The 12,802-nt window shown below is 61.7% G+C and carries 10 protein-coding genes; 3 read left to right on the top strand and 7 right to left on the bottom strand.

Annotation, left to right across the window (positions count from 1 at the left end):
• Positions 1–4 precede the first annotated feature (4 nt).
• The 7 genes from VGF98_05970 to tkt are packed head-to-tail and all read right to left on the bottom strand — an operon-like array spanning position 5 to position 10,021.
• On the bottom strand, positions 5–889 hold the full coding sequence (locus VGF98_05970; GenBank protein HEY1681159.1) for a dihydrodipicolinate synthase family protein: 885 nt from the start codon (positions 887–889) through the stop codon (positions 5–7).
• The gene (locus VGF98_05965; protein ID HEY1681158.1) at positions 882–1,814 is read right to left on the bottom strand and encodes a proline dehydrogenase family protein; all 933 of its coding nucleotides are present in this window, start codon (positions 1,812–1,814) and stop codon (positions 882–884) included. The genes VGF98_05970 and VGF98_05965 overlap by 8 nt, the downstream gene beginning before the upstream one ends.
• A 45-nt stretch (positions 1,815–1,859) precedes the next feature.
• A complete protein-coding gene (gene pgl / locus VGF98_05960; protein HEY1681157.1) occupies positions 1,860–2,606 on the bottom strand; it encodes a 6-phosphogluconolactonase in 747 nt (248 codons plus the stop codon).
• Positions 2,603–3,610: a glucose-6-phosphate dehydrogenase assembly protein OpcA gene (locus VGF98_05955; GenBank protein ID HEY1681156.1), complete on the bottom strand. Its 1,008-nt coding sequence runs from the start codon at positions 3,608–3,610 to the stop codon at positions 2,603–2,605. The genes pgl and VGF98_05955 overlap by 4 nt, the downstream gene beginning before the upstream one ends.
• 10 nt (positions 3,611–3,620) lie before the next feature.
• Positions 3,621–5,171: a glucose-6-phosphate dehydrogenase gene (gene zwf / locus VGF98_05950; protein ID HEY1681155.1), complete on the bottom strand. Its 1,551-nt coding sequence runs from the start codon at positions 5,169–5,171 to the stop codon at positions 3,621–3,623.
• Positions 5,168–8,008, bottom strand: a complete 2,841-nt coding sequence (locus tag VGF98_05945; GenBank protein HEY1681154.1) for a bifunctional transaldolase/phosoglucose isomerase — start codon at positions 8,006–8,008, stop codon at positions 5,168–5,170. Before VGF98_05945 ends, zwf begins: the two co-directional genes overlap by 4 nt.
• A 9-nt stretch (positions 8,009–8,017) precedes the next feature.
• Positions 8,018–10,021 (bottom strand): transketolase, encoded by a 2,004-nt coding sequence (tkt, locus tag VGF98_05940; protein HEY1681153.1) that lies wholly within the window; start codon positions 10,019–10,021, stop codon positions 8,018–8,020.
• Between the two features lie 155 nt (positions 10,022–10,176).
• On the opposite strand from tkt, the gene VGF98_05935 reads away from it, so the two are divergent.
• The 3 genes from VGF98_05935 to VGF98_05925 are packed head-to-tail and all read left to right on the top strand — an operon-like array spanning position 10,177 to position 12,781.
• Positions 10,177–11,001 carry a 2,3,4,5-tetrahydropyridine-2,6-dicarboxylate N-succinyltransferase gene (locus VGF98_05935; protein HEY1681152.1) on the top strand — a complete coding sequence of 275 codons (825 nt, stop codon included), beginning with the start codon at positions 10,177–10,179 and terminating at the stop codon, positions 10,999–11,001.
• Entirely contained in the window at positions 10,998–12,155 is a 1,158-nt protein-coding gene (locus VGF98_05930; GenBank protein ID HEY1681151.1) for a pyridoxal phosphate-dependent aminotransferase, read from the top strand. The genes VGF98_05935 and VGF98_05930 overlap by 4 nt, the downstream gene beginning before the upstream one ends.
• A complete protein-coding gene (locus VGF98_05925) occupies positions 12,152–12,781 on the top strand; it encodes an NAD(P)-binding domain-containing protein (GenBank protein HEY1681150.1) in 630 nt (209 codons plus the stop codon). The genes VGF98_05930 and VGF98_05925 overlap by 4 nt, the downstream gene beginning before the upstream one ends.
• Positions 12,782–12,802: the final 21 nt, after the last annotated feature.

Here is a 12,802-nt window from a genome sequence, read left to right as displayed (position 1 = left end):
CGCGCTACTCCACCTCCAACGACTCGAGCGCCGATAGCCGGCGCTCGAGCGTTTTTTTATCCGCCACCGACAAGGGCGCGAGTGGCGGCATCGCGTTCGACCACGCATCGTCGTGACGCGCGATCGTAACGGCATGTCGCATCGCCGGAATGAGCGGCAGATTGGTAAAGCAGTCGCGCGCTTTGACTAGCATATCAGCAGCTGCGCGATCGCTTAGTAGCGCACGTCGCGCACAGGCGGGCCATAGCGCCACCGTGCCGGAGATGCAGCCCGCTGCTCCGCCCGCGACGGCGTCGCGCACGTACGCCTCGGAACCGGGAAACACACGCAGTGCCGGAAACTCGGCGATCAGTGCGGTTTGCAGCTCTCGGTCGTTCGAGCTGTCTTTCAGACCGGCAAACGCGCCGGGCAATTCAGTCAACAATCGACGCACCGACGCCGGTTCGAACGTGATGCCGCTCATCTTCGGAAAGTTATAGAGCAGCAAGCGGCCGTGCGATTGCGGTACCGCACCGAGCAGCTCGTCGTAAAAACGCACGATTCCATCGTTCGATGCATCGCGGAAGAAGAAGGGCGGCAGAATCAGCGCAGCACGGAGGCCGGCGTCGATCGCGCAGCGCGTCAGGCAAATGGTATCTGCCAACGAGGCAGCGCCGGTGCCGGCCATAACGCGGTCGCACGGTAGCGCCGCCGCCACGGCTTCCATCAACGCGATGCGCTGGTCGATTCCAAACGACATCGCTTCGCCGGTCGTACCGAGAATATTCACACCGTCGCAGCCGGCTTCCAGCAGTTCGGCATAATACTCGGTCGCTCGCGTCGTGTCGATCTGTAGACGCGTGTCGATCGGCGTGAGCGTCGCCGCCCAGACGCCCCAGGGCTCAGCCACGAGCCATCGATCCTTTCAGAAAGAACGCTAAGTTGGCCGGACGTTCGGCCAGACGGCGCATCAAATACGGAAACCAATGTTCGCCGAACGGGATCGCGATCCGCACCCGATATCCGGCGTCGCGCAATCGCTCGGCGAGCGGTGTCCCGATTCCATACAACATTTGAAACTCGAACCGTCCGCGTTTCGGCAGGCTCCTCTCGCGCGCGAGGCGTTCGACGCGCTCGACGATTGCGGGGTCGTGCGTCGCGATCGCAGTGTACCCCGGATGCGATAGCGCCATTTCGGCTAACGCGATAAGGTTGGCGTCGACATCGGTCTTTTGCGGGTACGCGCGATCGGGCGGCTCTAGGTAGGCTCCCTTGACCAGGCGCACGTTCGGCCCGGGCGCAAGGTGATCGCGCAGATCGCTCGCGCTTCGATACAAGTACGATTGCAATACGAAACCGGCGCAGCCGAACTCGTCGCGCAATCGACGATATCCCTCAAGCGTAGCATCGACGTAACTCGACTGCTCCATGTCGAGTCGAATCGTGTTGCCGGTATCTCTCGCCGTCCGCGCGACGTCTCCGGCCAGACGATACGCCAGTTCGGGATCGATGTCGAGCCCGACGTGCGTGAGTTTGAATGCAACGTTCGCGTCGATCTGCTGATCGGAAAACGTTCTAAGCAACCCGCAGTAGGTGTCGCGAGCGGCCATCGCTTCTTGCGGTGACGTTACACCCTCGCCGAGGTAGCCGCACGCGACCGCGAAGCCGTCGCGGTTAGCTTTTCGTGCCGCGTCGAGGAACGCGTCGGCCGTTTCGCCAGCCACGAACCGTGACGCACCGGCGCGCATGCCGTAACGGCGCACCAAGCTGCGAACGCTAGTATCGTTTGCGGCTCGCAAAATAACGGATCGCATCGCCCGATCCAGCACGCTCACGCTGTGGCGCCCGCGACCATCAAGCTCCTGGAGCGGAGAATTCCCTTACGCTTCACTCACCGCGGGGCCGCAGAACGAGAGCGCGGCTTTATCGACCAGCCACTCCAGCTTGCCGGAATTGGGGGCGACGATTTGTGCGGGATACTTTTCTGGATCGCGCGGGCCTTGCAGCACCGTCTTCAGCACGGCGGCCTTGGCCGTACCTTCGGCGGCAAAGACGACCTTTCGGGCGGCGTTGATGACTTCGGGTGTAATCGTAATACGCCACTGCGATTGAGACTTCGAATACACGGCTCGAACCAGCGCCTGTGCGTCCTCGTCGGGAGGCGAGCCGGGAAAGAGCGATGCCGTGTGGCCATCGGGACCGAGGCCCAGAAGAATGAGATCGAACTGCGGCGGCGTTCCCATGTCGTCGCGCAACGTGCGTGCGTATTCGATTGCGGCTTGGGTCGGATCGATCTCGCCGCGCATGCGGTGCACGTTTGACGGTGGAATCGAGATCCGATCGAGAAATGCATTGCGGGCCATGCGATAGTTCGATTGCTCGTCGTCCGGTGGCACGCAACGCTCGTCCCCGAAGTAGACGAAGACGTCGCTCCAGGACAGCGCGTCTCGATCCGGCTCGAGCGCCAACAACTCATATGCAGCGCGCGGCGTCGTTCCGCCCGAAAGGGCGATTCGAAACGCGCCGTTGCGTGCGATTGCGTCTTGACCGGCCGTCACGATGGTGTCGGCTAACGCGCGCGCTACACCCGCCGCATCATCAAAGACCTGCACTCCGGGGACGTTCATTCGGTACCTCGTTCGCGCAATAAGATGTTGCCCGCGGCTAATAGCGTTTCTAAGAAGACCCGGTCTTGCACGGCCGCGTCGAGCGCACGTTCGATCAAGGCCGGCGTGCCGATGTTGGTGACCGGCCGGAATCGCCGCGGATACTCGACCGCGCCCGCCACCGACAACTCGATCGATTCGGGCGTGCCGCGCTGCAGTTCGGCGTCGAACGACGTTTGCGACGAGTCGAGCCGAACGCGCTGCAGCCGTCGCCGTTCGCCGCCGGTTTCGATCGCAAAGTCGACTTCGGTGCCGAAGCGGTTGCAAAACTGCCGCGGTCCGCACCCGGTCCATTCGAGCCGGCTGGCGAGCCAGCCGAGTAGATAGTAGGCTTCTGCGCGCGATCCGCTGACGATTCGAACGCGGCGCAGATCGAACAACTCGTGGATCACGTTTTTCGCGTCGAAGAATAACGCCACGGCATCCTGCCAGGGGGCAAGCCGCAGGTACGCGAGATCGATAATCGCAGCGCCGGTCTCGCGTTGCGCGAACGAACACAGCGCTTGCAAACCGTTTTCGTCGCGTTCCAATGCCGAACTGTTGTAGACGATCGTGCGCGCCTGCGGAGCGAGTGCGGCGAAGCGCTCGTCGCCGGCCATATCGAACGACGCCCAGATCAACGCGATCGGCGCGGTGCGGTGCGCCAACGACGACGTCGCCGATGCCAGCGATTCGGGCGAGCAATCCGCGACGCCCAACTCGATCCAATCGCCGGCCGCTTGCCCTTGCGTGCCGGAGGCGGTCGACGAAACGGAGTTCGCATTGGCCGGGCGCGTGGCGTCGAGAAGAATAACACGACACGGTTCCTTGGCGGCGACGGCGGCGATGCGCGGGCGCAGCCAACGGCCGATCGATTCGTCCTCGAAGAACGCGACGACGGTCATCAGCGCGACGTCGGGCGCGTTGTCGCGCTCCTGCCGGCGCTGCGAGAGTTCGTCGAGTACCGAGCCGACGTCGATCGTCACGTGCGCACGGTCACAGACGGCGCCAGTCCGGAAAGAGGCGCAAGGCGGCTTCGGGTCCTTGCGTGCCCGCCGCATAGTTCGGGAATGAGAAATCCTTGCTATTGGTCCAGACGTCGAGGACCGGCGTGACGAGTTGCCAGGCGCGTTCGACGGCATCCCAGCGCGTAAACAGCGTTTGATCGCCGCGCATCGCGTCGCCGATAAGCCGTTCGTATGCCGGTGGCGAAACGACGCCAAACCCGCTTCCGTAGTTGAAGTCCATGTAAACACTGCGGACGTGATCTTTGGGACCGGGTACTTTGGCTTCGAAGCGCATTGCGATGCCCTCGTCGGGCTGAATTTTGATGACCAGCAAGTTGGGTTCGATGTCGTCGGTCGAATCGCCGTAGAAGCGGTGCGGAATCGGCCGGAACGTCACGACGATCTCCGATACTTTGCGCGCTAAGCGCTTGCCCGAACGTAAATAGAACGGAACGCCCGCCCACCGCCAGTTATCGACGAAGAAGCGCACCGCAGCATAGGTCTCGGTGTTCGAATCGGACTTTACGTCTTTCTCTTGCCGGTACCCGGCGACGCTTTGACCGTCGACCGTTCCAGGACCGTACTGGCCGCGCACGGACATCGAAGCGACGTCTTCGTATGCCGGCGGTGTGATGGCCGACAGCACTTTATATTTTTCATTGCGGATGTCGTCGGCGTGCGAACTGATCGGCGGTTCCATCGCGACCAGCGCCAACAGATTGATTACGTGGTTCTGAATCATGTCGCGCAGCGCGCCCGCGTTGTCGTAATACCCTCCGCGTAGCTCGACCCCGATCGACTCGGCCGCGGTAATCTGCACGTCGGCGATGTAGTTGCGATTCCAAATCGGCTCGAAAATCGTATTGGCAAATCGCAACGCGATGATGTCTTGGACCGGCTCTTTGCCGAGGTAGTGATCGATGCGGTAGATGGCGCTCTCGACGAAGACGCGATCCATCTCGTGCTGGAGGGCGCGCGCCGATGCTAAGTCGGTGCCAAACGGTTTCTCGACGACGATGCGTGTCCAGCCCGCGTCGTCGTCTTTCGGATCGAGGCCGGAGGCCTTGAGTTGCCGCACCACTTCCGGAAACACCGGCGGCGGTGTGGCAAGGTAGAAGAGGTGATTGCCGCCGGTTCCGAATTGCTTGTCATTGTCGGCCAGCCGCTGTTTGAGCAGCTTAAAATCGTTTTCGTCTTTGAAATCCGCACTGATGTACGAAATGCGCGCCGCGAAATCGTCCCACAAGTTCCCTTCGGGCTTTCGATCGTGCGGCATCGTTTCGTCGAGCTGCTTGCGGCAGTAGTCGCGAAAACTCTCGTCGGTATACGGCGAGCGAGAAAAGCCGATCACCGCAAAGCCGGTGGGCAACGTTCCGTTGAGGTGCATCGAATACACCGCCGGCAGCAGCATACGTTTGAATAAATCTCCGCTCGCGCCGAAGAACACGATGCTGCACGGATCCGCAATGCGATCGACCGTCGCCAATCCTTCTCGTAGCGGATTGGCGGCGGCGCCATTGGTTGGGGCGTTCGCGATCATACCCGTACCGATAAGGCCTCGTCGACCGCGTCGATCAATGCACGCAATCCGCTTTCGACGCCGCCGTTGAGATGGATGCGCACGCCGCGGCGGTTGCGCTTGTCGAGCGACTGCCAGTCGCCCAACGCTTGCGCTGCAAGCAGCGTACGGAAGCCGACGTGCATTCCCGGGATTGGGATATCGTCGGGATCGTCGGCGACGATCTGCAGCGCGACGCATTCGTCGGGTCCGCCCTTCTGTAGCTGACCGGTCGAGTGGAGAAAACGCGGTCCGAATCCGACCGTGGTCGCCACCTTGCGAGCATCGCGGATCTTCAGTCGCAACTCGTCGAGCAGCGCTTCGTGCCGTTCGTTGCGCGCGACATATGCGGTGATCGCAGCATAGTCGCTCGCACGTAGTTGGGCGAATAAACCGCTGAGTGCCGTCACCGGCGTCTGGGCGTGGATGTCGCGGCTTCCGGATAGGAACGTTACGTCGAAATCGCTACCCTTCGCATTCGCGGCAGGCTCATCGAAACGACCTTCTTTCGAGTATTTCTCGAGCAGCTCGACGGTGTTGTCTTTCGACTCCTGAACGTTGGGTTGGTCGAATGCGTCGATGCCGATGATCGAACCGGCGGCGGCGACGGCGACCTCCCACAGATAGAACTGTTCGCCCAGATCGTATTCGTCGTTCATCGCCAAGCGCACCACCGGGTGCCCCGCTGCTTCGAGGGCTTTCAGTTTGTCGTCGACGCCGGCGGCCGGGTCCGGCAAGTTCGCACCGACGTACACGAAGATCCGGTCGCTGGAGTAATCGCCCGGAGAGCCGAGCTTCTCACCGGCAACCGGTACGATGCCCTTTCCGTCTTTTCCGGTCGACTCGGCGACCAGTTGTTCGGCCCACGCACCGAAGGCGGCGACGTCGGGATGCGCTATGATGGTTAGCTTGTCGCGGCCATTGACCGCTGCGCCGCCGAACGCAGCCCCCAGCCGGACGCCGGGCGCGCTCTTCGGGTCGACGGTTCGATCGTCGGCATGCATGGCACCCAACGCGCGATCCAAAAGCAAATTGATGTCGTAGCCGGCCATCGCCGACGGCGCGATTCCGACGTACGACAGCGCTGAGTAGCGTCCGCCGATGGTCGGATCGTTATCGAACGTGGCGCGGAAGCCGCATGCTTTGGCTTCGTCTTCGAGCGGCGATCCCGGGTCGGTGATCGCGATGAAGTTGCGACCCGCAACGGATGCCCCGAGTTCTTTGGTGACCTTCTCGTGGAAGTACGCGTAGAAGGCATTGGGTTCGGTGGTCGTGCCACTCTTGCTCGAGATGACGAACACCGTATCGGCGATACGAATCCGTTCTTCAAGCTCTTTGATTTGCGCCGGGCAGGTTGAATCGAGCACCAGCAGTTCGGGATAATCACCGTATCGACCGAACGTGTCGGCCAGAATATCCGGCGCCAACGAGCTGCCGCCCATTCCGCAGACGACCGCGAAATCGAAGTGTTCCTTCACGTCCGTACCGAATTTACGAAGTTCCGGCACCGATTCCAGCATGTGCTGCGGAATGGTGAGCCAGCCCAACGAGCGTTTGATAATATCGGCAGCTTGCGGCGACGACGACCACAACGTCGGATCGAGACCCCACAAACGTTTGAGGAAATCGTTTTTCACGAGTTGCGCGAGGGCGGCATCGAAATGCGGTTGCGCGTTACCCATGGAGAGTTTGATGCGTTCGGCTCCGCCCGATGCGAGTAGCTTCTGCTTGTAGACGATCGCGCCCAGCAGTGCCGCAAACGAATCGGAAAACGACGTTACGCCTTCGGTCTGCAGTTGATCGGTGACTTCGAACAATGAGATCTTCGCGTCTTGGAGTGCTTGCATGACTTGACGGGCTGCGTCGAGGTCGCTCTCCACCGTATCGGCGACGATCTTGCCGTGATCGAGGAGCGCGTCGAGCGTTGCCGGCGGCATCGTGTTCACGGTGTGCGGACCCACGACGGTTTCGACGTACATCAGATCCGGGAAGTGCGGGTCCTTGGTCGATGTCGAGGCCCACAGCGGTCGCTGCACCGCGCCGCCGGCTGCCAGAATCGGCGCGAACTCTTCGCCCAAGAAGACGTCTTTGAATCGCTGGTACGTGAGCTTGAGGTTGGCGACGCCGGTCTTACCGAGGAGCCCTTCAAGCTTTTCGCCTTTGGCGATGCGCGCTTGGAGCATCTTATCGACGGCCGTATCGATGCGGCTGACGAAGACCGAGTTCACCGAGCGGATTTTGTCTACAGGTTTGTTTTCGGCGACGCGCCGTTGCAGGCCGCGCACGTAGGCGCGTGCCGTTTTTTCGTACATGTCGACCGAGAAGATCAACGTGACGTTGATGTTCAGTCCGCTGTAAATGCACTCTTCGATGGCCGGGACGCCCTCTTTAGTGCCGGGAATTTTCACCATCAAGTTCGGACGGTCGACGCGATGCCACAAATCCTTGGCCATCGCGATCGTGCCTTGCGTGTCGTGGGCTAATAACGGCGATACTTCGAGGCTGACGAAGCCGTCGTTCCCGCCGGACGTTTTGTAGACGTTCGCAAACGCATCGCAGGCGCTCTGAATATCCTGGACGGCGAGATCCCAAAAGAGCGCTTCCGCGTTCAGTTCGGTGCCGATCAGTTTGCCGAGTTGCTGGTCGTAATCGTTTCCGGCACCGATGGCTTTCTCGAAAATCGTCGGATTGCTGGTCATGCCGCGCAGTCCGCGGTCGATCAGGCGTGCCAGTTCGCCCGATGCGAACATGCTGCGGCGAAGGTTATCGAGCCAAACGCTTTGGCCGTCGTCGAGCAGTTGTTCGAGTTGGTTTTTCACGAATCTCTCCTACGATTGAGTGGGTGCGTACGCGTCGAGAGCGAGTTGTGCGATGCGATCGGGGGTGAAACCGAATGCCTTGGCGAGATCGGCCGCTGGGGCCGAAGCGCCGAAATGGTCGATGCCGACCGATAGTCCGCGGTCGCCGACGTATTTGGACCAACCCATCGTGGCGCCCGCTTCGATCGATATTCTGGCGCCGACACCGGGCGGGAGTACGTCATCCTTATATGACTGGGGTTGCTGGTCGAACAGTTCCCAGCACGGCATCGATACCACCCGGGTCTTGCGACCTTTGGCGTCGAGCAGTTTCTTGACGTCGACCGCGAGCGATACTTCGGAACCCGTCGCGATCAAGATCAGGTCGGGCTTGCCGCCGTCGGCATCCGTCAACACGTACGCGCCCTTTGAAACCGCGGCGTCGCGAGCGCCCAAGAACGGAACCTTTTGGCGGGTCAATACCAGGATCCACGGCGACCCGTCGCGTGCGACCGCGAGCTTCCAGGCTTCGGTCACTTCGAGTGCGTCTGCCGGCCGGACGACATAACAGTTGGGCGTCGCGCGAAGCATCGCCAGTTGCTCGACCGGTTGATGGGTCGGGCCGTCTTCACCCAAAAAGAACGAGTCGTGCGTGAAGACGAGGATGCAGTGCAACTTCGATAGGCACGCCAGACGAATGGCCGGCTTGCAATAATCCGAGAAGTTGAAGAAGGTGGCGCCGAACGGCAGCAATCCGCCGTGTAACGCGATGCCGTTGTTGATCGCGACCATCGCGTGCTCGCGCACTCCGTAATGAATATTGCGGCCGGCGTATTCGTTGGGCTGAAAGTCGCCGCAATTTTTCAAATACGTTTTGGTCGACGGGTCGAGATCCCCCGAACCGCCGACGAGTTCGGGCAACGCTGCCGCGATTGCATTCATCACCGTTCCGCCGGCGTCGCGCGTCGCGACGTTGCCATTGCCGGCATCGAATGAGGGCCAGGGCAAATTGGCGGGAATTTCTTTGCGAAGCGCGCGTTCGAGCTGCGCGCCCAAATCCGCGTTGCCAGTTTTCCACGCGTCGAACATCGTTTGCCAGCGCGCTTCGAGACCGGCACCCTTCGCGCCGACATCGCGAAACCACGCGAGCACATCGTCCGGCACGTAGAACGCCGGCTCCACAGGCCAGCCGAGTTCTTCTTTGGTTTTCTTGACGTTGTCGGGTCCGAGCGGCTCGCCGTGCGCGAGATAACTATCCTGGCGAGGCGACCCGTATCCGATGTGCGTGCGCACGACGATCAGCGACGGGCGGTCGGTGACGTTTTGCGCGACGTCGATCGCGTGCTCGATGGCGTCGACGTCGTTCCCTTGGTCGGCCGGGATGAACTGCGTGTGCCAGTCGCTGGCCTCGAAGCGCTGCACCGGGTCGTCGCTGAGCGCAAGGTCCGACGGACCGGCGAGCGTCACGAGATTGTCGTCGTAAAAGGCGATGAGCTTTCCGAGCTTCAGATGCCCGGCCAACGAGATGGATTCCTGACTGATGCCTTCCATCAGATCGCCGTCGCCACAGATGCAATAGGTATAATGATCGACAACCGGCTGGTCGTCGCGATTATTGACCGCGCCTAAATGAGCCTCGGCGATCGCCATGCCGACCGCATTGGCGATGCCCTGGCCCAGCGGCCCGGTCGTGGCTTCGACGCCCGCCGTGCGTTCGGTCTCCGGGTGGCCGGGCGTTTTGCTATCGAGCTGGCGGAACGACTTCAAGTCGTCCAGCGACATGTCGTAGCCGGTTAGGTAGAGCAGGGCGTAGAGCAGCATCGACCCGTGTCCGGCCGACAGCACGAAGCGGTCGCGGTTGAGCCAGTGCGGATCCTTGGGATTGAAGCGGAGCTTGCGGGTCCATAGCGCGTAGGCCATAGCTGCCGCTCCGAGCGGCATGCCCGGGTGGCCCGAGTTGGCTTTTTGCACCGCATCGACCGCGAGAAAGCGGATGGCATCGATACGTTGCTCATCAGCGGGGCTATTCGGCACGGACTCTCCTTAAATGAAGACGTGATTTGCGACCGGTCGCTTTTCCCTCAAAGGGGTGAGGTTGATTCGACCTCGTCCGGCTATCTCTTACCCACGCCTGCAGACCCACGGTTCCGGCATGACCGGCGCTTTCACGCGCCGTAATCGGTGTACCGATGCACATCGAAAAAATGCGCGAGCGGTGCGAGGCGCTCGCGGGCGCCGCTAACGTGCGCGGTCGCGCCGGCAGGGTGCTCGACGAGGTCGTAGCAGCGCTCGACCGAGGAGCGCTTCGGGTCGCCGAGCCGGACGGTAACGGCGGCTGGACCACCAACGCGTGGATCAAACGGGCTATCCTGCTGTATTTTCAACGGCGCGAGGTCGAACGCATGGGTACGCGCGACGACGTGCTCGTGTATCACGATAAACTGCCGGTAAAGCGCGATTATCACAAACAGGGCGTGCGTTGCGTGCCACCCGGAGTAGCTCGTTACGGCAGCTTTTTAGCGCCCGGCGTGATCTTGATGCCGGCCTACGTGAATATCGGCGCGTACGTTGACGAAGGGACGATGATCGACACCTGGGCGACCGTCGGGTCGTGCGCGCAGATCGGGAAGAACGTGCATTTGTCCGGCGGCGTCGGAATCGGCGGCGTGCTAGAGCCACCGCAAGCCAGTCCGGTGGTCGTCGAAGACGGCGCGTTCGTCGGCTCGCGGTGCATCGTGGTCGAAGGCGTCCGCGTCGAAGCCGAAGCCGTGCTGGGTGCGGGTGTGGTGTTGACGGCCAGCACGCCGATCGTGGACGTTCGCGGAGCGGAGCCGATCGTCGAGCGCGGCCGCGTGCCTTCGAGGGCCGTCGTTATCAGCGGTACGATGCCCAAACGATTCGCTGCCGGTGAATACGGTACGCCTTGCGCCTTGATCATCGGCTCGCGTACCGAGTCGACCGATCGAAAGACCTCGCTCAATGAAGCCTTGCGCGATTACCAGGTGGCGGTATGAACCCGAGCGTCGTCGCTATTCCGGGATCGATCATCCGTCAGATCGCATCGAAGAAACGGGCGACGTCGATCGATTTGGGCCTAGGCGAACCGACCTTATTGCCGTCGATCGAACACTTCGAATACGCGATGCAGCGCACCGCGCGCGACGGCGTCAAATACACTGCCAATGCAGGCGATCCCGAATTACGCGCCGCGATCGCCGGCTATTACGCATATCCGCAGATGACCGGTGCGGAGAACGTGTGTATTACGGCCGGTTCGCAAGAGGCGATGTACGTAACGCTCATGACGCTGCTGGACCCGGCGTTCGACGAATTGCTCGTCGTCGAGCCGGCCTTTCCGTCGTACGTTAAGATGGCGACGCTCGGCGGAGTTGCGGTCCGAACCGTATCGATGCTCGAAGACGACGGATTTGCGTTCGATGCCGAACGGATTCTGGCCGGTATCGGTCCGGCCACTCGCGCGATCGTCCTGTGCTCGCCGTGTAACCCGACATCGCGGGTACTGCGTCGCGATCAAGCCGAACTGCTGGTCGAAATGCTGCGCAGGCGCGACGGCACGCCGATCTGGCTGATTCACGACGAGATCTATCGCGAGCAGTGCTTCGTCGACGACGCTGCCGACTTGGCGCGGATGTATCCGTACACGATCGTTACCAACTCGCTGAGCAAAAGCAATGCGTTGACAGGATTGCGCCTCGGTTGGATTCTCGGCCCGCGCGATTTCATCGAACAAGCCGTCAAAGCGCACGCCTGGGTGACGTCGTGCGCCGACACGTTCGCGCAGTACGTTGCCATGCATATCTTTTCAGGCAGCGATGGCGTGCGCGAGCACGCGGAGTGGTACGCGCGCCAGCAAGCACCGGTCGTCGCCGCACTGCGCGAGAGCGGCTTGCGATACGTCGTACCCGACGGTGCTTTTTATGCCTGCGTCGGGTTGCCGCCGGGCGTGGACTCGCTGTCGGCGTCGTTGGCCCTGATCGATCGACACGACGTCGTCGCTATTCCCGGACGTGCGTTCGGTGCGGCGATGGAGGGTTGGTTGCGCTGTAGTTGGGTAGCTCCCGCCGATGTCGTTGCCGAGGGCTTTCGCCGAATTGCAGACTGGTCGCGTGCAACGAGCGCGAGCGGCGGTGGGTCTTCGGTCGCATGAACGTTGGAATCATCGGCAGCGGCGAAGTGGCGCAGTCCCTCGCCAAAGGGTTTCTCGAGCGCGGCGATACGGTCGTGCTGGGAACGCGCGACCCGGCCAAACTCGCGGACTTCGTTGCCGCCCACGCGGGCTCGCGCGCGGCATCCAATGCCGAAGCCGCGGCGTTCGGAGAATTGATCGTCGTGGCCACGTCCGGCGAGGCAACTATCGCGCTATTGGAATCGCTCGGTTCCGCAGGCTTCGCAAAGAAGGTCGTCATCGACGCGACCAATTTAGTCGCGGAAAATGGCGGCGTGTTTCGTTTGGAGACCGGCGCGGAAGATTCGATGGGCGAGCGCGTCCAGCGTGCGTTACCGCAAGCGCGCGTCGTGAAAGCGTTTAACACGGTCGCAGCCGAGGATATGGTTCGTCCGAAGTATTCGGGCGGACCTCCGACGATGTTCATCGCCGGCGACGATGCCGGAGCAAAAACCACCGTGAGTGCCATCTTGAAAGACTTCGGTTGGGACGTCGCCGACATCGGTGGCATAACGTCGTCGCGATATTTGGAAGCCATGTGCATGGCGTGGCTGCTCTACGGACAAGTCAACGGAACGTGGCATCACGCATTTAAATTGCTGACGTAGAAACGCGACCTCTCGCTGCTG

Origin of the sequence: Candidatus Tumulicola sp. (assembly GCA_036490475.1) — a bacterium.
In the GTDB taxonomy this organism is placed as follows: domain Bacteria; phylum Vulcanimicrobiota; class Vulcanimicrobiia; order Vulcanimicrobiales; family Vulcanimicrobiaceae; genus Tumulicola.
This window is presented reverse-complemented; position numbering and strand designations above follow the sequence as displayed.